The following is an 18,775-nucleotide window of genomic DNA, read 5'->3' on the forward strand; positions in this document are numbered from 1 at the left end:
CGGGTCGACGACGTTGCCGAACGACTTGGACATCTTCTTGCCGTACTGGTCGCGGACCATGCCGTGCAGCGCCACGACGCGGAACGGCGGCTCGCCGTCCATGGCGTAGAGCCCGAACATCATCATCCGGGCCACCCAGAAGAACAGGATGTCGTAGCCGGTGACGAGCACGGACGTCGGGTAGAAGCGCTCCAGCTCCGGCGTGCGGTCGGGCCAGCCCAGGGTCGAGAACGGCCACAGCCCGGAGGAGAACCAGGTGTCGAGGACGTCGGGGTCCTGGGTGTAGCCGGCGGGCGGGTCCTCGTCGGGGCCGACGCAGACGACCTCGCCGTCGGGGCCGTACCAGACCGGGATGCGGTGCCCCCACCAGAGCTGGCGGGAGATGCACCAGTCGTGCATGTCGTCGACCCAGTCGAAGTAGCGCTTGGCCATCTCCGGCGGGTGGATGCGGGTGCGGCCGTCGCGGACGGCGTCACCGGCGGCCTTGGCCAGCGGCGAGACGTTGACGAACCACTGCAGCGACAGCCGCGGCTCGACGACGGTCTTGCAGCGCGAGCAGTGGCCGACCGCGTGGAGGTAGGGGCGCTTCTCGGCGACGATGCGGCCCTCCGCGCGCAGCGCGGCCACGACGGCGGGCCGGGCCTCGAAGCGGTCGAGCCCCTGGAACGGGCCGTGCGCGGTGATGACGCCCCGCTCGTCCATGACGGTGATGGACGGCAGCGAGTGGCGCCGGCCGATCTCGAAGTCGTTGGGGTCGTGGGCCGGGGTGACCTTGACCGCGCCGGTGCCGAAGGCCGGGTCGACGTGCTCGTCGGCGACCACCGGGATCATGCGGCCGGTGAGCGGCAGCTCGACCAGGGTGCCGACCAGGTGGGTGTAGCGCTCGTCGTTGGGGTGGACGGCCACGGCGGTGTCGCCGAGCATGGTCTCGGCGCGGGTGGTGGCGACCACGAGGTCGTCGGAGTAGCGGATCGAGACGAGCTCGCCCTCGTCCTCGCTGTGCTCGACCTCGATGTCGGACAGCGCGGTGTGGCAGCGCGGGCACCAGTTGATGATGCGCTCGGCGCGGTAGATGAGGCCGTCGTCGAACAGGCGCTTGAAGATGGTCTGGACGGCCCGCGACAGGCCCAGGTCCATGGTGAAGCGCTCGCGCGACCAGTCGACGCCGTCGCCCAGCTTGCGCATCTGGCCGAGGATCCGGCCGCCGGACTCCTCCTTCCACTGCCAGACCCGCTCGACGAACGCCTCACGCCCGAGGTCGTGCCGGGACAGGCCCTCCTTGGCCAGCTCGCGCTCCACGACGTTCTGGGTGGCGATGCCGGCGTGGTCCATGCCGGGCACCCACAACGTCTCGCGGCCCTGCATGCGGGCGCGGCGGGTGAGCGCGTCCTGGATGGAGTGGTCGAGCGCGTGGCCGATGTGCAGGACGCCGGTCACGTTGGGCGGGGGCAGGACGATGCTGTACGGCTCGCGCGAGCTGCCCGGGTCGGCGCCGAAGTAGCCTCGGGATACCCAGCGCTCGTAGCTGCGGGTCTCGACGTCGGCCGGTGTGTATTGAGTAGGCAGCTCTGGCGTTGTCACAGTGACCAATTCTAGGGAGGGCGGGAAGCGGAAAACGCCTCGCTTGCTCGAATGCGGGATGGAAATGGGTCCGAAGTGCCGAAAGCGCCCACGTGGCGTGCTGCCACGGGGCGCTCGGGCGTGATCGACGCCGGCCGGGTCAGGCCGACTTCTCGCGCGGCGTGCGCTGCTGCTTGACGGCGAGCTGGTCGCGCGGGACGAGGGTCGGGATCGCGTGCTCCAGCACCGACTCGCGGGTGATGACGACGCGGGCGACGTCCTGGCGGGAGGGCACTTCGTACATCACGGACTGGAGCACCTCCTCCAGGATGGCGCGCAGGCCGCGGGCGCCGGTGCCGCGCAGGATCGCCTGGTCGGCGATGGCCTCCAGGGCGCCGTCGGTGAACTCCAGCTCCACACCGTCGAGCTCCAGGAGCTTGCGGTACTGCTTGACCAGCGCGTTGCGCGGCTCGGTGAGGATCTGGATGAGCGCCTCACGGTCGAGGTTGTGGACCGAGGTGATGACCGGCAGGCGGCCGACGAACTCGGGGATCATGCCGAACTTCAGCAGGTCCTCCGGCATGACGTCGGCGAAGATGTCGGCGGTGTCGATCTCTTCCTTGGAGCGGATGATCGCGTTGAAGCCGATGCCCTTCTTGCCGATGCGCGACTCGATGATCTTTTCGAGGCCCGCGAACGCGCCGCCGCAGATGAACAGCACGTTGGTGGTGTCGATCTGGATGAACTCCTGGTGCGGGTGCTTGCGGCCGCCCTGCGGAGGCACCGATGCCGTGGTGCCCTCCAGTATCTTGAGCAGCGCCTGCTGCACGCCCTCGCCGGAGACGTCGCGGGTGATCGACGGGTTTTCGCTCTTGCGGGCGATCTTGTCGACCTCGTCGATGTAGATGATGCCGGTCTCGGCCTTCTTGACGTCGTAGTCGGCGGCCTGGATCAGCTTGAGGAGGATGTTCTCGACGTCCTCGCCGACGTAGCCGGCCTCGGTGAGGGCCGTGGCGTCGGCGATGGCGAAGGGCACGTTGAGCATCTTCGCCAGGGTCTGCGCCAGCAGCGTCTTGCCGGATCCGGTGGGCCCGAGCAACAAGATGTTGCTCTTGGCCAGCTCCAGGCCGTCGTCTCTGCCCCGGTCGCCCGACTGCACCCGCTTGTAGTGGTTGTAGACCGCCACCGAGAGCGCCTTCTTCGCCTTGTCCTGACCGATGACGTAGGCGTCGAGGAACTCGTAGATCTCCCTCGGCTTGGGCAGGTTGTCCCACTTGAGCTCGGAGGACTCCGAGAGCTCCTCCTCGATGATCTCGTTGCAGAGATCGATGCACTCATCGCAGATGTAGACGCCTGGACCGGCAATGAGCTTTTTGACTTGCTTCTGGCTCTTCCCGCAGAAAGAGCACTTCAGCAGGTCTCCCCCGTCGCCGATGCGTGCCACCCCAGATACTCCTTTGCGTGGGACCGCCCTGCTCTCGCGAGAGCAGTGTCTCCGGACATCCTCCGGACTTGGCCGAACCGCTCAGGTTTCGACGTTACCGTCTTCTGGGCCCTCAGTGAGCCCCCTAGCGGCGAGTCGCACCGGAACGTGCCCTATTGGGCAGCGCTCCGGTGCGTCACGTCCCGTCTAGGAAGCCACGGCCTGAGCTCGCTTCTTCCTGGACGGGATGATGTCGTCGATCAGACCATACGCCTTTGCCTCGTCCGCGTTGAGAATTTTGTCGCGTTCGATGTCCTTGCGGACGTCGGCGGAGGTCTTACCGGTGTGCCTGGCCACCATGTCCTCCAGCAGCGTGCGCATGCGGAGGATCTCACGGGCCTGGATCTCGATGTCGCTGCCCTGGCCGCCGCCCTCGGTGGACGGCTGGTGGATCAGCATCCGGGCGTTGGGCAGCGCGAAGCGCTTGCCCGGGGTGCCGCCGGCCAGCAGCACGGCCGCGGCGGAGGCGGCCTGGCCGAGGCAGACGGTCTGGATCTCCGGCCGGACGAACTGCATCGTGTCGTAGATCGCCGTCATGGCGGTGAACGACCCGCCCGGCGAGTTGATGTAGATGCTGATGTCACGGTCGGGGTCGAGCGACTCCAGCGTGAGCAGCTGGGCCATCACGTCGTTGGCCGACGCGTCGTCGATCTGCACCCCGAGGAAGATGATGCGGTCCTCGAAGAGCTTGTTGTAAGGGTTCATCTCCTTCACGCCGTAGGACGTGCGTTCGACGAAGGAGGGGAGAACGTAACGGCTTTCGATGTTCATGTCAGCTCCCCCTAGGAGACGGGCCCGGCCGAGGGCACCTGTCGTGCGCTGCGGACGACGTGGTCGATGAAGCCGTAGTCCTTGGCCTCCTCGGCGGTGAACCAGCGGTCGCGGTCGGAGTCGGACTCGATCTGGTCCAGCGACTGCCCCGTGTGGAAGGCGATCCGCTCGGCCAGCGTCTTCTTCACGTAGAGCATCTGCTCGGCCTGGATGGCGATGTCGGCGGCGGTGCCGCCGATGCCGCCCGACGGCTGGTGCATCATGACCCGCGCGTGCGGCAGGGCGTAGCGCTTGCCCCTGGCGCCCGCGGTGAGCAGGAACTGGCCCATGGAGGCCGCCATGCCCATGACCACGGTCGAGACGTCGTTCGGCACGTATTCCATCATGTCGTAGATGGCCATGCCGGCACTCACCGAGCCACCCGGCGAGTTGATGTAAAGCGTGATGTCGCGGTTGGGGTCGTCGGCCGCGAGCAGCAGCAGCTCAGCGCAGATCCGGTTGGCGATCTCGTCGTTGACCTCCTGCCCGAGCACGATGATCCGCTCCCGGAGCAGGCGCTGGTAAAGCTGGTCCTCAAGCCGGAAGGCGGAGCCGTTCTCACGGCCTCGAGACTCAGGCTGATAGAAGGTCGGCGGGCTGGTCACAGCGTCACCTTCCGATGCGTCGTAATCGATTGGCTTTGCTTGTGACCTTAACGCGCGCCGCCCACAGGTCATGCCCGCTCTCCCGGACTGTTCGCTGACGGCGCATGTCCGGAGCCCGCGCGGGAGCGGCGGGCCCCGGAGTGGCGTAGGGCGGGATGTCCCTGGAACGCCCTGAGAGGGCGGGACGCGCGGCCGGGGTCCGTGACGGCGGGTCGGAAGGGCCAGGGCGCGCGGAGGCTGTGACGACCGTCTCAGCGCCGCCGGAGCCCCTGCGGCCGGATCGGGAAGCCCTGCCTTCCGGAAACGGCGGAGCCCCCGGACGGGAGGGTCCGGGGGCTCCTGCGAAACGCGGATGAGACGTCGGCGAGGACGCCGGTGAGGGCTACGCCTCGCCCTTCTCGCCCGAGGCGTCCTTCTCGCCGGTGGCGCCGTCCTCGGCAGCGGCCTCCTCCTCGACGGGGGCCTCGCCGTTGATCTCGGTGTAGATGGCCTTGAGGTCCACCTCGTTGCCGTCGGTGTCGACGACCTTGGCGGCGTCGCCGATCACGGACTTGGCCTTGTCGCGGACGATCTCGACCATGGCCAGCGTGAGCTGGTCGTTGTCGGCCAGGTGCTTGGCCAGCTCGTTGGGCTGGACGCCCATCTCCATGGCGCGGCGCACGACGAAGTTGGTCAGCTCCTGCTCGGAGACGCCCAGCTCCTCGGACTTGGCGATCTTGTCGAGCACGAAGCCGACCTTGAGCGCACGGGCGGAGTTCTTCTCGAACTCCTCGAAGCGCTCCTCCTCCGTCGTCTGGTAGAGGCGGAAGAAGGCGTCGCGGCTCAGCCCGCTCTCGGCCACCTGGTGGTCGAGGTTGTGCTTGCGGGCGTCGATCTCGGCCTTGAGCGCGCTGTCGGGCAGCGGGATGTCGAGCTGGTCGAGCAGCGCGTCGAGGGCCTTCTCGCGGGACTGGACGACCTGGTCGATCAGCTTGTTGCGGCGGGCCTGCTCGCGGATGCTGGCCTTGAGCTCGTCGAGCGTGTCGAACTCGCTGGCGAGCTGGGCGAACTCGTCGTCGAGCTCGGGCAGCACCTTCTCCTTGACCGACTTGACGTTGATGATGACGTCGGCCTGCTCGCCGGCGTTCTCGCCGCCGACCAGCTCGGTGGTGAAGGTCTTCTCCTCGCCGGCGGACATGCCCTCCAGGGCGTCGTCGAGGCCCTGGAGCACGGAGCCCGCGCCGACCTCGTAGGACACCTCGCTGGCGGCCTGCTCCTCGATGTTCTTGCCGTCGATCTCGGCGCGCAGGTCCATCACGACGTAGTCGCCCGTGGCGGCGGCGCGCTCGACGCCGGTCAGCGTCGCGAAGCGCTGGCGCAGCGCGTCGAGCTGGCGGTCGACGTCCTCGTCGGTGACCTCGGCGGAGTCGACGGTGACCTCGAGGCCCTGGTAGTCGGGCACGTCGAAGCTGGGCCGGACGTCGACCTCGGCGGTGAACTCGATCTGCTCACCGTCGTCGATCTTCGTGACCTCGATGTCAGGCTGGCTGACCGGGAACACGTCGGCCTCGTCGACGGCCTGGCCGTACAGCTTGGGCACGGCGTCGTTGAGGGTCTCCTCCAGGACGACCGCCCGGCCGAAGCGCTGCTCGATGATGCGGGCCGGAACCTTGCCAGGCCGGAACCCGGGGACGCGCACCTGCTGCGCGACCTTCTTGTACGCCGCATCCATGCTCGGGCGCAGCTCGTCGAACGGCACCTCGACAGTGAGCTTGACCCGGGTCGGGCTGAGCTCCTCGACAGCGGTCTTCACGGAATGGTCTCCTTGATCAAGCTACGAGTGATCGCGGGCGCGTCCATTCGGTCGGCTCACGCGCCGCGCCCACATGAGCGGTGTTGGGCATGCTCCGCCTCGGCGGCATCCAACGCCGGTGGTCCAGTCTAGGGCAGATGCATACCCAACAACGACGTCCCCGCGGTCACAACGACGTCCGCACGTCGTCAGAACTCGTCCGCGATCTTCCTCAGCAGCCCGATCGTCTCGTCAGGAGTGGTGCTGACCGCGCAGAGCCGCTCCATGACCTCGGTGTAGCGGTCGACGTCCTCGCGCTTGTCCAGGTAGAGGGCGCTGGCGAGCTGCTCGACGTACACGACGTCGGGCAGGTCGGGGTCGGGGAAGCGCAGGACGCTGAACGCCCCGCCCTCCGCGCTGTGCCCGCCGAAGCTGAACGGCATGATCTGGATCGTGATGCTGGGCTGGCGCATGAGGTCGATGAGGTGTTCCAGCTGAGCCTTCATCACCTCGGCGCCGCCGATGGGCCGGCGTAGCGCCGCCTCGTCGATCACCGCCCAGAAGACCGGCGCGTCCGGCCTCTCGAAGATCCTCTGGCGCTCCAGACGGAGATCCACCCTCCTGGCGATCTCCTCCGCTCCGATGCCCGCCGTCCCGGCGGTCACCACAGCCCTGGCGTACTCCTTGGTCTGCAGCAGTCCTGGCACGAACTGGACCTCGTAGGTCCTGATCCTGGCCGCGGCCTCCTCCAGGCCGACGTACGCCTGGAACCACGTGGGCAGGACATCGTTGAACCGGTGCCACCAGCCCGGCTCGTTGGCGGTGGCGACCAGGTCGAGCACGGCGGAGCGGGCCTGCTGGTCGACGACCCCGTACAGGGTCAGCAGGTCCGCCACGTCACGCTCTTTGAACCCCACCCGGCCCAGCTCCATGCGGCTGATCTTGGATTCGGAGCCACGGATGAGGTGGCCCGCCTCCTCACGGGTGACGTTCTTCGCTTCCCTGAGCTTGCGCAGTTGGGAGCCCAGGAGGATGCGCAGCGCCGTCGGCCCGGAACCCGGCTGGTTCTGCGTCACTTTGCCTCCTATCAAGGTCCGCACCACACAGTGACACCACATTGGCTGCTATGACAAGGTCCCAACCAGGTGTCCGATTGGCCTTCCCCACCGGGGAAAACGCCGCTTGCGGCTGCACAATGCAACTGCACGTGCATTTGGGTCTTGCAGCCGCCGCCGTCGTGACCCATGATGGCTTAGTGCATATTGGGCCAAACATGCACTAACCAAGGCTTTACGGGGAGGTATCGTCGGCATGGTAGAGGACCCTCTGGCCACTGCCGACTGCCTGCAGATCACCCGCGAGGTCGGTTTCGACCAGTTGCTCACCGGTCGCGGCGGCAAGCCCTACACCACCTCGTGCCCGCTGCCCTTTCAGGCCGACTCGGTGAAGACCGCCAGGGACGTCACCCGCTCCACCCTCCGGGGCTGGGGCCTGCAGGACCTGAGCGACGACGCCGCCCTCGTGGTCTCCGAACTGGTCACGAACGCGGTCAGGTACGCGATGCGGTCCTCAGGACGCCGCGAGATCGAGCTGCTGCTCATGCGGGTCAGCCCCCACGTGCTGCTGGCCGTGGCCGACCCCAGCGACGAGGTGCCGCGGCGCAAGGAGCCCGACTTCGTCTCCGAGAACGGCCGCGGGCTCTACATCGTCGAGACCTACAGCCAGAGCTGGGGCTGGGACCGGCTGGCCCGCGGCGGCAAGGCCGTCTGGGCGCTCTTCCGCACCGAGCCCTGATCGCCCTTTCGTCATTCGCCCGTGACGCCGTCGATGCGCTCGCGCAGGAGATCGGCGTGACCGTTGTGCCGGGCGTACTCCTCGATCATGTGGACGAGGATCCAGCGGTGTGAGCACTCGCCGCCGTTGCGCTCCCCCACGGCGTCGAGCGGCCTGGCGGCCGAGATGGCGCGGGCGCGCTCGATCTCGTCCCGCCAGGTGGCGAACGCCTCCTCCACCGACGCCGTGTCCACTTCCTTGAAGTCGGCGTCGTTGTCGCGGTCCTTGTCCCACAGCTTCGGGACGTCCTCACCGGCGAGCACCCGGCGGAACCACGCGCGCTCGACGTTCGCCATGTGCCGGACCAGGCCGAGCAGGGACAGGCCGGAGGGCTCGGCGCTGCGCAGGCGCAGCTGCCCGGCGGTCAGGCCGGCGCACTTGACGGCGAGGGTGGCACGGTGCCATTCGAGCCAGTTGCCGAGCACGGTGCGTTCGTCACCCGTGAGGGGCGGCGGGGTACGGGTATCTGTCATGTCTCAGTTCATGGAGATGTGGACGTGGTCGTAATGGTTCTCGGTGATGCTGCCACGGTCGGACATCGCGCGCCAGCCGGAGCCGGTGTTGATGCGCTGCTTCCAGATCACGTATTTGACGCCCAGTTTGCTCTGGTTCTGCAGGGCCCAGGCGGCGATGCGGTCGCCCAGGGCGTTGTTGGCCGCGCTCGGCATGCTGCCGCCGGAGCTCATCATGAAGTCGCAGGCGCGGCCGAGCGGGTGCTCACCGCTGGAGCCTGAGCGGAAGCAGCCCACCGAGAACGGCAGCGCGAAGTTCTTCGCCACCTCGGCGCGCATGAGCCGGGTGCGCGCGGTGATGTTGTCCGTGCCTGACGGCAGCTCGGGGGCCCAGCTCCCGTCGGACTTGCGGCCGGTGCCGTACGGGACCAGGTCGGCCAGCTTGTCCTTGATGTCGTCGATGACGTCCTCGGCCTCGTCGCGCTGCCCGGCCACCGTCGCCGCGTCCGCGCGGATCCTGGCCGCCAGCGCCTCGGCCTCGGCGGCGGCCTTCTTCTTCTCGTCGCGGGCCGTGGCGACGCCCTGCACCAGCGCCTGCTGCTCGGCGGTGAGCTGGTCGAGCACGGCCGCGCCGGCGGCGTCCGGCATGAAGCCGGGCACCGGCGGGTTGCCGTTCTGGTAGCGGAGGCGGGCGAGCTCGGCGACGCGCCGCTCGGAGGCGGCCAGCGTCCGCTCGGCCGTGGCCAGGCGTTCCTTGGCGCTCTTGGCGGCCTCCTGCGCCTCGGCCAGCTCGACGCGCTTGAGGTTGTACTGCTCGATGAGCTTGTCGACCTTGGCGTTGAGCCGCTTGAGCTGGGCGCGGAGCTGGGACTCCGTGGGCTTCGGCGCGGCCTGCGCGGGGTGGGGCGTCGCCAGGAGGACGGCGGCGGCGGTGACGAGTCCGATGGCGAAGGGCGCGGGGGGCGAAGCCGCCACGTACGGGGTTCCTCTCCCTCTGCCGGCCGGGTTAGCTGACGGGTTCGGGCGTGAGAGCGTCCCTACCACCGAAGTGGATTCACCCCAGATGCGGTGGGTCCCCGGCTCCCGGGCGACGCGCCCGGGATTAGGCGTGCGACGGCTGGTACGGCCGTTGCATATGGGGATGTTACTGGTAGATCACAAGTAATGCGACCTTAAGCAGAAATCAATTAGTGATCGAGTTGTGATCGGAGCATGCGTGCCGCCTCCTCCGGCAGCACGTCGTTGACGAAGGCGCCCATCGCCGACTCCGACCCGGCCAGGTACTTCAGCTTCCCCGGCGCCCGCCTGATGCTGAACAGCTCAAGCCGCAGGTACGCGAGGTCCCGCCCCTCCCGCACCGGCGCCTGGTGCCAGGCCGCGATGTACGGCATCACGACCCCGAACAGCCCGTCGAAGGCCCGCAGCACCGAGGTGTAGAGCGGCGCGAACGCCGCCCGCTCCGCCTCCGTCAGCGCCGGCAGGTCCGGCACCTGCCGGTGCGGGTAGACGTGCACCTCGAACGGCCAGCGCGCGGCGGCCGGCACGAACGCCGTCCAGTGCTCGTTGGAGGTCACGACCCGCGTGCCCGCGGCCCGCTCGGCGGCGAGGACGTCGGCGAACAGGTTGCCGGGGCCCTTGTGCCGGGAGGCCGCGCCCAGGTTGAGCTTCGTGCGCGGAGTGACGTACGGGTAGGCGTAGATCTGGCCGTGCGGGTGCGCGAGCGTGATGCCGATCTCCGAGCCCCGGTTCTCGAAGCAGAACACCTGCTCCACGCCCTCGACGGAGGACAGCTCGGCGGTGCGGTCGGCCCACGCCTCCATGACCAGCTCGACCCGGTCGTCGGAGAGCCGGGAGAAGCTGGAGTCGTGGTCGGAGGTGAAGCAGACGACCTCGCAGCGGCCGGCGCCGGGGCGGACCGCGCTCAGGCCGCCGGCGTCCTCGTACGTGCCGAGATTTCCGGAGAAGGACGGGAAGCGGTTCTCGAACACGACGACGTCGTAGTCGTAGGCGGGGATCTCCGTGTCGCGGCCGGGCGCCGACGGGCACAGCGGGCACTCGGCCGCCGTGCCCTTCGGCTGGAACGTACGGGTCTGACGGTGCCCCGCGATCGCGATCCACTCCTCCGTCAGCGGGTCGTAGCGCAGCTCCGAGGCCACCGGGCGGGGGCCGAGCTCGCGCCGGTCCACCGCGCTCCTGTCGGCGTCGTCCCGGCGGTCGAAGTAGATGAGCTCACGGCCGTCGGCCAGATGGGTGATGGTGCGCTTCACAGCGTGCCCTCTTCCGCGATGATGAGTTCGCCGGCCCGGTCGGCCAGCTCCGTGCGCGCGTCCTCCGGCAGCCCCGCGTCGCTGATGACCACGTCGGCCTCGCTCAGCTCGGCGATGGTGCTGATGCCGACCGTGTTCCACTTGGTGTGGTCGGCGGGCACCACCAGGCGGCCCGCGGCGGTCACCAGCTCCCTGTCGGTCTCGGACTCCAGCAGGTTGGGCGTGGTGAAGCCGGCCCGGACGCTCATGCCGTGGACGCCGAGGAAGAGCGTGTCCACGTGCAGGCGGCGGATCGCGGCCACGGCGACGGGGCCCACCAGCGCGTCGGAGGGCGTGCGGACGCCGCCGGTCAGCACCACCGTGCGGTCGGCGCGCGGGTTGCGGTGGAAGACCTCCGCGACGGGGATCGAGTTGGTGATCACGGTGAGGTCGGGCACGGCGATGAGGTGATGGGCGAGGGCCCACGTGGTGGTGCCCGCCGACAGCGCGACGGCGGTGCCCGGCCGGACGAGCTGCGCGGCGCGGCGCGCGATGGCCTGCTTCTCCGGCTGCTGGCGGGCGGACTTGGCGGTGAAGCCGGGCTCCTCGGTCGAGCCGGGACCGAGGGCGGTCGCCCCGCCGTGCACCTTCTCCAGCAGGCCGCGTTCGGCCAGCACCTCGAGGTCGCGGCGGATGGTCATGTCGGAGACGCCGAGCTCGCGCACGAGGTCGGCCACGCGCACGCCGCCGTCGCTGCGTACGCGTTCGAGGATCGCCTGCTGACGCTGCTGTGCGAGCACCCTTGCCCCTTCCAACAGATTCCACCAAATTATGACACGAAAATGTTGGGGAATGTTAGTTCGCGTGGAGCGCTTGCCTGGTCGGCGCGACGGGGAGACCGTGGGAGTTCATTCCGGACCCCGAGCGCGGGAGGCGAGCTTCATGGCCAGGCGAGCACGCAAAGGCAGGGCGCGCAAGAAGAAGAAGGCGAACCACGGCAAGCGCCCCACCGCACGCTAGGAACCACCGGGTGGCCGCGTCCCGCGGCCACCCGCTCATCCGGAGATCATGATCAGGTCGGCAGCTCGGAGAGCGCCTGGTCGATGCGCTCCTGCGGCAGCGTGTAGTCCTCCAGCGCGCCGCTCAGGTGCCGGTCGTAGGCCGCGAGGTCGAAGTGCCCGTGGCCGCACAGCGCGGTGAGGATGACCTTCTCCTCACCGCTCTCCTTGCAGCGCAGCGCCTCCGCGATCGTCTCGGCCAGCGCGTGCGTCGGCTCGGGGGCCGGCACGATGCCCTCCGTACGGGCGAAGCGGACACCGGCCTCGAAGCACTCGCTCTGGGCGCGGGTGACGGCCTCGAACAGGCCCAGGTCGTACATGTGGGACAGCAGCGGCGACATGCCGTGGTAGCGCAGGCCGCCCGCGTGGATCGGGTCCGGCACGAACGAATGCCCCAGCGTGTGCATCTTGAGCAGCGGCGTCAGGCCGGCCGTGTCGCCGAAGTCGTAGGCGTACACCCCCCGGGTGAACGACGGGCAGGCGGCCGGCTCCACCGCGCGGAACACGGTGTCGATGCGACCGGCCAGCTTCTCGCGCAGGAACGGGAACATCAGCCCCGCGAAGTTGGAGCCGCCGCCCGTGCAGCCGATCACCAGGTCGGGCAGCTCCGGGAGCTGCTCCATGGCCTCCTCGCCGATGACCGTCTGGTGCATGAGCACGTGGTTGAGCACCGAGCCGAGCGCGTAGCGGGCGTCGGGAGTCGCGGCGGCCACCTCGACGGCCTCGCTGATCGCGATGCCGAGGCTGCCGGGCGAGGCGGGGTCCTCGGCAAGGATCTTGCTGCCCGCGCCGGTCACCGGGGACGGGCTGGCGTGCACGGTCGCCCCGTACACCTGCATGAGCGAGCGGCGGTACGGCTTCTGGTCGTAGGAGGCGCGGACCATCCAGACCTGGCATTCCAGATCGAACTGGGCGCAGGCGAAGGCCAGCGACGATCCCCACTGCCCCGCGCCGGTCTCGGTCGTCAGCAGCCGGACGCCCTCCTTGGCGTTGTAGTACGCCTGCGGCACCGCGGTGTTCGGCTTGTGCGAGCCGGCCGGCGAGACGCCCTCGTACTTGTAGTAGATCCTGGCCGGCGTGCCGAGGGACCGTTCGAGGCGGCGGGCCCGGATCAGCGGCGTCGGCCGCCAGAGCCGGTAGACCTCCATGACCTCCTGCGGGATCGGGACGAACCGCTCGACGCCGACCTCCTGCGCGATCAGCTCCATCGGGAACAGCGGGGCCAGGTCGTCAGGTCCCACCGGCTCGCGGGTGGCGGGGTGCAGCGGCGGAGGCGGCGGAGCGGGCAGGTCGGGAACGATGTTGTACCAGTTGCTCGGGATCACCGTCTCAGTCTGCGCTCGTCACGCACGGCATTCCAGTGGTTCTCACGCGTTGACCAGCACGGCCAGGCGACCGGGGTGGTCGGCCCTGACGACGACGTCGGCGGCGCGGTGGGGGCGGGCCTCGCGCTCGTAGCGTTCGTACGCGGGCAGCCGCCACCGCTCGTCCTCCGGCGTGCCCCGGCTCAGCGCGCCCGGCGACAGCCACACATGCACGCTCACGTCGAACGGCAGCCCGCGCCCCAGCAGCAGCGTCCCGTCGACCAGCGCCACCCCGCCGGGCGGCAGCTCCTCGTACGAGGACCGGTAGGCGCGGTCCACCCTGCTGTCCCACAGCGCCGGCAGCACCCGGCCGGAACCGCCCGCGTCCAGCGGCTCCAGCACCTCCCGCCGCAACGCCTTGACGTCCAGCCAGTCCTCGTAGAAGGCGTCGGGATCCGTCCTGCCGTGCTCAAGCCGCAGCGACGCGGGACGCAGGAAGTCGCCGGCGGACACCCGCACCACCGGCCTCCCCCGCAGACGCAGCGGCGCGACCAGCTCGTCGGCCAGCGCCTCCGGCCGCGCGGCGGGCGCGCCGTCCACGGCCACCCGCACCCACCCCTCCCGCGGCCGGCCGGCGATCAGCTCGGCCAGCTCCTCGACCAGGACGTCACGGGAGATCGGTCGCGCGCGCATCATCCCGCTCAGCTTACGATCGTCCGCCCGCGAGCCGCGGATCAGGCGGTCCAGGCCGTGATCCGCACGAGCAGCAGCCCGCCGAACCAGCAGGCGAACATCAGGACGACCGCCATGCGGAGCTCCCGGCGGTCCGGCCGCGCAGGCGCGTCGATCACGCGAAAGGCCAGGCAGTCACGCGGGACTGACCTGGCCTTTCGCACGGTGGAGCGGACGACGGGAATCGAACCCGCGTAGCTAGTTTGGAAGACTAGGGCTCTACCATTGAGCTACGTCCGCGCGAACCGGTCGAACTCTGGTCTAGACTTCATCCGGTCGTCAGAGCGTAAGCGTACCGGAGTCCCGGGGCTCATGCGCACTCGGCGAAACGGGGCGTGGCGCAGCTTGGCAGCGCGCTTGCTTTGGGAGCAAGAAGTCGCAGGTTCAAATCCTGTCGCCCCGACCAGCTCGAAGGCCCCTTCCCACGTGGAAAGGGGCCTTCTGCGTGACCAGGGCTCCGAGCCGCACCATCTCCGTGCAGGCACGGCCGGCCGGAGGGCGCCGCCTAAGATCACGTCATGCCCAGCTCCGGTGCTCTGCTCTCCGCCGTCTTCGTGGGACTCTTCGTCCTCATCTTCGTCTCGTTATGGATCCTTTTCTTCGTGAAACTGGTCCAGTCCTTTCGGCAGCGTCGCGTACTCAAGTACACGGACGCCGTGAGGGCCACGGAACTCGTGGGCCGCGTTCGCCAGCTCAAGGTGCGCGGTCACGAAGAGCAGGCGATCCAGCTCGTCCAGGACGAACTCGCCATGCCGCCCAAGGTGGCTCGCTCCTGGGTGAAGTCCATCTAGCCAGCGCCGTGACCGGGAACGATCGGTTCGCGTGCAGAAGCGCAGGTCCGTCCTGGCCGGCTCCGACCGACAACTAGCCTTCGAGCAGTCTGAGGCCCACCACGCCGATGAGGATGAGGAAGAGGCAGACCAGACGCGCGGCGGACGCGCTCTCGCCCAGGATGAGGATGCCGGCGAGCGCGACGCCGAGGGCGCCGAGCCCGATCCAGACCGCGTACGCGGTGCCGACCGGGAGCACGCGAAGCGCGAAGGCCAGCAGGACGAAGCTGAGCGCCGCAGCGATCACGCCGACCGCCGCGGGGCCGGGTCTGGTGAATCCGTCGGACCGGTCGAGGGCTAGAGCCCACACGATCTCCAGCAGGGCAGCGGCGATCACCAGCAGCCATGCCATCGCGGTCAGGCCGTGGTCCCGGCGTCCACGGTGATGGACGTCCCGGTGATGTTGCGCGCGCCCGGTCCGGCCAGGTGCGCCACGGTCGCGGCGATGTCGTCAGGATCGCAGTAGCGATCCAGCGCCGTGTAGGAGCGTTCCTGAGGCGCGTCCGGCCCGTCGGCCGGGTTCATGTCGGTGTCGGTCGAACCGGGGTGGACGAGGTTGGCGGTGATGCCCCGAGAGCCGAGATCGCGGGCCAGCCCTTTGGTGAGCCCGATGAGCGCGGACTTGCTCATCGAGTACAGGGCCCAGCCCGGTGATGGCACGCGCTCGGCCAGGCTGCTGCCGATGCTGATGATCCGCCCACCGTCTCCCATGTGCCGGGCGGCGGCTTGGGCGAGCACGAACGCCGCCCTGGCATGGATGGCCAGCGTTCGGTCCACGTCCTCCAGCGTGACGTCCTCAATCGGGCCGTATGGGGCGATGCCGGCATTGTTGATCAGGATGTCCAGCCCTCCCAGCGCGGCCGCGGTGCGCTCGACGGCCTCGGTCAGTGCCGCGGCGTCAGTCGCTTCCGCCGGTATGGCGAGCCCGCGGACGCCCATCGTCTCGACCTCCGTCACCACGGCCCTCGCCTGGTCGGCGGCGCGTGCGTAAGTGATGGCGACGTGCGCGCCCTCGCCTGCCAGTCGGCGTGCGATCGCCGCGCCGATGCCGCGGCTGCCTCCGGTGACGAGCGCCACCCGTCCATGGAGCATGGTGTTCACCCTTCCACGTATACGGAACCGATTCCGGATAGACGCTAACGGAACCGATTCCGGATAGCAACTCGATACGATTGCGGCGTGACGCAGAGTCGGCGGCCCTCGACGCGGGACGGCGCGGGTGACCGGTCCATTGATCAGCGCGGTGACGAGCGCGCGGACGCGGCGCGCAACCGCGCGAAGATCCTCGCCGCGGCGGAGGAGATCGTGGCCGCGCGCGGCGTGGAAGCGCTGGCCATGGCGGACGTGGCAGCCGCGGCGGGCGTGGGCGTCGGCACGCTGTACCGCCGATTCGGCGACCGGTCCGGGCTCGCCCACGCGCTCATCGATCGGCGCGAGCGTGAGTTCCAGGCGGCATATCTGAACGGGCCGCCGCCGCTCGGTCCTGGCGCGCCCGCCGCCGAGCGGATCCGCGCGTTCCTGCACGCGCTGGCCAGTCGTACCGTGGACCAGCTCGACCTGCTGCTCGTGGCGGAGACCGCAGGACCGTTCGCCCGCTTCGGCGGGGCCTATCACGCCTACCACCGCCACCTGGCCATCCTGGTCGCCGAAGCCCGGCCGGGCCGCGACGCCTCCTACCTGGCCGACGCCCTGCTCGCCCCACTGGCCGCGAACCTGCTGGCCTACCGGATCGGCGGGGAGCAGGGGCTCACCCTTGATGCCGTCCGGGCAGGGCTCGACGATCTTCTGGCCGGCGTGACAGGGTCGGGCGGGAGACTCGCCGACGGCGAACGGTGACGCGGGGGCCGCGCCGGAGCTGGCCACCGGCCGGCTCGTCACCCGTCATCGTCGCCCAGCCGGCCCGGTGGTCGTTTCCGGTCACAGCACCGGGAACGACCACGCCGGGAGGGCTCAGCCGGTCAGGGTGAGCGGGTTGACCAGGTCGGCGTAGACCAGGAGCCCGGCCATCACCATCATGACGAGCGCGATCGCGTACGTCAGCGGCAGCACCTTCGCGATGTCCACGTACTTCGGCTCCGGCCGCCGCATGATCTTGGCGTACGCCCGCTTGATGCCCTCCCAGATCCCGCCGGCGATGTGGCCGCCGTCCAGGGGCAGCAGCGGGATGAGGTTGAACATGCCGATCGCGAGGTTGAAGCCGGCCAGCAGGTTGACGAAGATGGCGATCTTCTTCTCGTTGGTGAGATCGCTGGCCAGGATCTCGCCGCCCATGCGGCCCGCGCCCACGACGCCGACCGGGCCCTCGGGGTCGCGCTTCTCGCCCGAGAAGGCCGCGTGCCAGACGCCGACCATCTTGTCCGGCAGGTTGAGCAGGGAGCCCGCCACGCGGCCGGTCAGCTCGCCCATGTAGCCGACGACCTCGCCCATGCTCTGGCGCTGCATGACCTCGGTGGGCAGGACGCCGAGGAAGCCGACGTTCTTGTCGATCTTGTTGGGGTCCTGGAGGTTGGGGCGGTCCTGGGCGATGAGGGTGACGTCGAGCGTCAGTGGCTTGCCGTCGCGTACGACGCCGAGCTCGACCGGGCCGGGGCCGTGGGAGCGGATGAGCCGGGTGGCGTCCTCCCACGTGGTGATCTTGTGGCCGTCGAAGGTGACCATCCGGTCGCCGGGCTTGAGCCCGGCCTGCGCGGCCGGGGTGGGCCGGTCACCGGCCTGGCAGGTCTTGCGCTGCTCGGTGACCGGGATGACGCACGTGGAGGTCTCCGGCGAGACGACCGGGGCCCAGGCGGGCAGTCCGATGCCGACCAGCAGGATGCTGAAGAAGACGAACGCGAGCACGAAGTTCATCAGCGGCCCGCCGGACATGATGATGATCTTCTGCCACCACTTCTTGCGGTAGAAGACGCGGTCCTCGTCGCCGGGCCGGACCTCCTCCTGGGCGGCGTCCCTGGCCGACTCGATGAGGCCCTGCCAGGGGCCGGTGGCGGTGTTGCGCAGTTTGTTCGGGTCGTCACCGGGGCGCGGCGGCAGCATGCCGATCATGCGGATGTAGCCGCCGAACGGGATCCACTTGATGCCGTACTCGGTCTCGCCCCTGCGCCTGGACCAGGCGGTCGAGCCGAAGCCGACCATGTACTGGGTGACCTTGACGCCGAAGAGCTTGGCGGGGACGAGGTGCCCGATCTCGTGCAGCGCGATGGAGACCATCAACCCGAGCAGGAAGAGGATGATTCCCACCAGATAGAGCCAGTTCATCTATGCGCGCTCCAGGGCAAGGCGGACGTCCAGACAGCTTCAGGGTAGTCGACTTCCCCGGTCCTCAAGGGCTTGCGGCATTTTGGGCAGGCATTGACAGTACGCGACCGGACGATCACCCTGAGAGACGACGGAGGGGGACGTCTTGATCAGGATCCTGATTGCCGAGCACCTGCCCTTGGTGCGCCGCGGCCTGCTCGCGACCCTCGGCGCCGAGCCTGGGCTGCGGGTGGTGGCCGAGGTGGGGCACGCCGAGGAGGTGGCGCCCGCGGCCCGCGTGAGCGACCCCGACGTGGCGGTGGTGGATCTCGACCTGCCGGGCCCGCCCGTGGTGGCCGAGCTGGCCGAGCAGGTGCCGTCCTGCCGGACGCTGATCCTGTCCGCCCGGCCGGATCCCGGCCAGGTGCGCAGGGCGCTGGCGGGGCCGGCCCTGGGGATCATGAGCCTGCGGGTGGCGCCGGAGCGCCTGGCCGACGGGGTCCGCCAGGTGGCGGCGGGGCGGCGGGCCGTCGAGGCGGAGCTGGCGGTGGCCGCGTTGCACGGGGAGCGCAACCCGCTGACCCGGCGCGAGCTCGACGTGCTGCGCATCGCGGCGGAGGGCGCGCGCTCGACCGAGATCGCCGACCAGCTCTTCCTGTCGGTGGGCACGGTGCGCAACCATCTGTCGCGCATCATGTGCAAGACCGGCGCGCGCAACCGGGTCGACGCCGTGCGCATCGCCAACGACTCGGGCTGGCTGTGACGTGGACCTGCTGTGACGCGGGACGGCTGTGACGCGGGACGGCTGTGACTCGGGTCGGCTGTGGAGGGCGGGGCTCCGGTGGAGCCGCGCCGCT

General features: G+C 69.5%; 20 protein-coding genes, 2 tRNA genes and 1 riboswitch (1 of these 23 cut by a window edge). Of the genes, 6 read left to right on the top strand and 16 right to left on the bottom strand.

Translation table 11 applies throughout. The features are described from left to right. The 6 genes from Nocox_RS32115 to Nocox_RS32140 form a co-directional block, all read right to left on the bottom strand. A protein-coding gene (locus Nocox_RS32115) for a valine--tRNA ligase (protein WP_026214127.1) crosses the window boundary here: on the bottom strand, positions 1-1,590 show its 5' portion. The gene continues 984 nt to the left of window position 1, outside the view; 1,590 of the gene's 2,574 nt are visible here — the first part of the coding sequence; the start codon lies at positions 1,588-1,590; its stop codon lies off the left edge, out of view. A 130-nt stretch (positions 1,591-1,720) separates the two neighbouring features. Beyond that, positions 1,721-3,004 carry an ATP-dependent Clp protease ATP-binding subunit ClpX gene (gene clpX, locus Nocox_RS32120; protein ID WP_020542172.1) on the bottom strand — a complete coding sequence of 428 codons (1,284 nt, stop codon included), beginning with the start codon at positions 3,002-3,004 and terminating at the stop codon, positions 1,721-1,723. Positions 3,005-3,190: 186 nt separating this feature from the next. After that, a complete protein-coding gene (locus Nocox_RS32125) occupies positions 3,191-3,814 on the bottom strand; it encodes an ATP-dependent Clp protease proteolytic subunit (RefSeq protein ID WP_020542171.1) in 624 nt (207 codons plus the stop codon). An 11-nt stretch (positions 3,815-3,825) separates the two neighbouring features. Beyond that, a complete protein-coding gene (locus Nocox_RS32130; protein WP_020542170.1) occupies positions 3,826-4,458 on the bottom strand; it encodes a ClpP family protease in 633 nt (210 codons plus the stop codon). A 382-nt stretch (positions 4,459-4,840) separates the two neighbouring features. Beyond that, positions 4,841-6,250, bottom strand: coding sequence for a trigger factor (gene tig / locus Nocox_RS32135; RefSeq protein ID WP_020542169.1), 1,410 nt, complete (start codon positions 6,248-6,250; stop codon positions 4,841-4,843). Between the two features lie 188 nt (positions 6,251-6,438). Further along, entirely contained in the window at positions 6,439-7,305 is an 867-nt protein-coding gene (locus Nocox_RS32140) for a helix-turn-helix domain-containing protein (RefSeq protein ID WP_020542168.1), read from the bottom strand. A gap of 235 nt (positions 7,306-7,540) precedes the next feature. Here Nocox_RS32140 and Nocox_RS32145 point away from each other — a divergent pair, with 235 nt between their 5' ends. Continuing rightward, positions 7,541-8,023 (top strand): ATP-binding protein, encoded by a 483-nt coding sequence (locus tag Nocox_RS32145; protein WP_020542167.1) that lies wholly within the window; start codon positions 7,541-7,543, stop codon positions 8,021-8,023. 11 nt (positions 8,024-8,034) lie between these two features. On the opposite strand, the gene Nocox_RS32150 is transcribed toward Nocox_RS32145, so the two are convergent. From Nocox_RS32150 to Nocox_RS32165, 4 genes are all read right to left on the bottom strand, one after another. Continuing rightward, positions 8,035-8,535 carry a DinB family protein gene (locus Nocox_RS32150; RefSeq protein ID WP_026214126.1) on the bottom strand — a complete coding sequence of 167 codons (501 nt, stop codon included), beginning with the start codon at positions 8,533-8,535 and terminating at the stop codon, positions 8,035-8,037. Positions 8,536-8,538: 3 nt separating this feature from the next. Beyond that, entirely contained in the window at positions 8,539-9,489 is a 951-nt protein-coding gene (locus Nocox_RS32155) for a coiled-coil domain-containing protein (protein WP_020542165.1), read from the bottom strand. A 6-nt stretch (positions 9,490-9,495) separates the two neighbouring features. Then, positions 9,496-9,633: riboswitch (cyclic di-AMP (ydaO/yuaA leader) on the bottom strand. Between the two features lie 68 nt (positions 9,634-9,701). Beyond that, positions 9,702-10,781 carry a galactose-1-phosphate uridylyltransferase gene (gene galT / locus Nocox_RS32160; RefSeq protein ID WP_020542164.1) on the bottom strand — a complete coding sequence of 360 codons (1,080 nt, stop codon included), beginning with the start codon at positions 10,779-10,781 and terminating at the stop codon, positions 9,702-9,704. Then, the gene (locus Nocox_RS32165) at positions 10,778-11,560 is read right to left on the bottom strand and encodes a DeoR/GlpR family DNA-binding transcription regulator (RefSeq protein ID WP_020542163.1); all 783 of its coding nucleotides are present in this window, start codon (positions 11,558-11,560) and stop codon (positions 10,778-10,780) included. The genes galT and Nocox_RS32165 overlap by 4 nt, the downstream gene beginning before the upstream one ends. A gap of 142 nt (positions 11,561-11,702) precedes the next feature. Between Nocox_RS32165 and Nocox_RS44260 the strand changes: the two genes are divergently transcribed. Beyond that, on the top strand, positions 11,703-11,780 hold the full coding sequence (locus tag Nocox_RS44260) for a 50S ribosomal protein bL37 (RefSeq protein WP_372513659.1): 78 nt from the start codon (positions 11,703-11,705) through the stop codon (positions 11,778-11,780). A gap of 52 nt (positions 11,781-11,832) precedes the next feature. Here the strand turns inward: Nocox_RS44260 and Nocox_RS32170 are convergent, their stop codons facing one another. From Nocox_RS32170 to Nocox_RS32180, 3 genes are all read right to left on the bottom strand, one after another. Then, positions 11,833-13,143: a TrpB-like pyridoxal phosphate-dependent enzyme gene (locus Nocox_RS32170; RefSeq protein WP_020542162.1), complete on the bottom strand. Its 1,311-nt coding sequence runs from the start codon at positions 13,141-13,143 to the stop codon at positions 11,833-11,835. A gap of 42 nt (positions 13,144-13,185) precedes the next feature. Next, a complete protein-coding gene (locus Nocox_RS32175; RefSeq protein ID WP_020542161.1) occupies positions 13,186-13,818 on the bottom strand; it encodes a nucleoside/nucleotide kinase family protein in 633 nt (210 codons plus the stop codon). A gap of 202 nt (positions 13,819-14,020) precedes the next feature. Further along, positions 14,021-14,094, bottom strand: a tRNA-Gly gene (locus tag Nocox_RS32180). Between the two features lie 89 nt (positions 14,095-14,183). On the opposite strand from Nocox_RS32180, the gene Nocox_RS32185 reads away from it, so the two are divergent. Beyond that, positions 14,184-14,260 (top strand) — tRNA-Pro (locus Nocox_RS32185). Between the two features lie 112 nt (positions 14,261-14,372). After that, positions 14,373-14,645: a hypothetical protein gene (locus tag Nocox_RS32190; protein WP_020542159.1), complete on the top strand. Its 273-nt coding sequence runs from the start codon at positions 14,373-14,375 to the stop codon at positions 14,643-14,645. 73 nt (positions 14,646-14,718) lie between these two features. Here the strand turns inward: Nocox_RS32190 and Nocox_RS32195 are convergent, their stop codons facing one another. Both Nocox_RS32195 and Nocox_RS32200 read right to left on the bottom strand, forming a co-directional pair. Next, positions 14,719-15,036, bottom strand: coding sequence for a DMT family transporter (locus Nocox_RS32195; RefSeq protein WP_020542158.1), 318 nt, complete (start codon positions 15,034-15,036; stop codon positions 14,719-14,721). 5 nt (positions 15,037-15,041) lie between these two features. Next, the gene (locus Nocox_RS32200) at positions 15,042-15,776 is read right to left on the bottom strand and encodes an SDR family NAD(P)-dependent oxidoreductase (protein WP_033408603.1); all 735 of its coding nucleotides are present in this window, start codon (positions 15,774-15,776) and stop codon (positions 15,042-15,044) included. Positions 15,777-15,863: 87 nt separating this feature from the next. Between Nocox_RS32200 and Nocox_RS32205 the strand changes: the two genes are divergently transcribed. After that, positions 15,864-16,520, top strand: coding sequence for a TetR family transcriptional regulator (locus tag Nocox_RS32205; RefSeq protein WP_020542156.1), 657 nt, complete (start codon positions 15,864-15,866; stop codon positions 16,518-16,520). Between the two features lie 114 nt (positions 16,521-16,634). Here Nocox_RS32205 and Nocox_RS32210 read toward each other — a convergent pair whose 3' ends face one another. Continuing rightward, entirely contained in the window at positions 16,635-17,939 is a 1,305-nt protein-coding gene (locus Nocox_RS32210; RefSeq protein ID WP_020542155.1) for a M50 family metallopeptidase, read from the bottom strand. A gap of 145 nt (positions 17,940-18,084) precedes the next feature. Here Nocox_RS32210 and Nocox_RS32215 point away from each other — a divergent pair, with 145 nt between their 5' ends. Further along, positions 18,085-18,681, top strand: a complete 597-nt coding sequence (locus Nocox_RS32215) for a response regulator transcription factor (protein WP_020542154.1) — start codon at positions 18,085-18,087, stop codon at positions 18,679-18,681. Positions 18,682-18,775: the final 94 nt, after the last annotated feature.

The organism is Nonomuraea coxensis DSM 45129, from assembly GCF_019397265.1.
In the GTDB taxonomy this organism is placed as follows: domain Bacteria; phylum Actinomycetota; class Actinomycetes; order Streptosporangiales; family Streptosporangiaceae; genus Nonomuraea; species Nonomuraea coxensis.

Bases quoted from the DNA above. Each gene is read 5' to 3' on its own strand.
- Nocox_RS32125 (WP_020542171.1), bottom strand. From the start codon at position 3,814: ATGAACATCGAAAGCCGTTACGTTCTCCCCTCCTTCGTCGAACGCACG.
- Nocox_RS32145 (WP_020542167.1), top strand. From the start codon at position 7,541: ATGGTAGAGGACCCTCTGGCCACTGCCGACTGCCTGCAGATCACCCGC.
- Nocox_RS32150 (WP_026214126.1), bottom strand. From the start codon at position 8,535: ATGACAGATACCCGTACCCCGCCGCCCCTCACGGGTGACGAACGCACC.
- Nocox_RS44260 (WP_372513659.1), top strand. From the start codon at position 11,703: ATGGCCAGGCGAGCACGCAAAGGCAGGGCGCGCAAGAAGAAGAAGGCG.
- Nocox_RS32175 (WP_020542161.1), bottom strand. From the start codon at position 13,818: ATGATGCGCGCGCGACCGATCTCCCGTGACGTCCTGGTCGAGGAGCTG.
- Nocox_RS32190 (WP_020542159.1), top strand. From the start codon at position 14,373: ATGCCCAGCTCCGGTGCTCTGCTCTCCGCCGTCTTCGTGGGACTCTTC.
- Nocox_RS32195 (WP_020542158.1), bottom strand. From the start codon at position 15,036: ATGGCATGGCTGCTGGTGATCGCCGCTGCCCTGCTGGAGATCGTGTGG.
- Nocox_RS32200 (WP_033408603.1), bottom strand. From the start codon at position 15,776: ATGCTCCATGGACGGGTGGCGCTCGTCACCGGAGGCAGCCGCGGCATC.
- Nocox_RS32210 (WP_020542155.1), bottom strand. From the start codon at position 17,939: ATGAACTGGCTCTATCTGGTGGGAATCATCCTCTTCCTGCTCGGGTTG.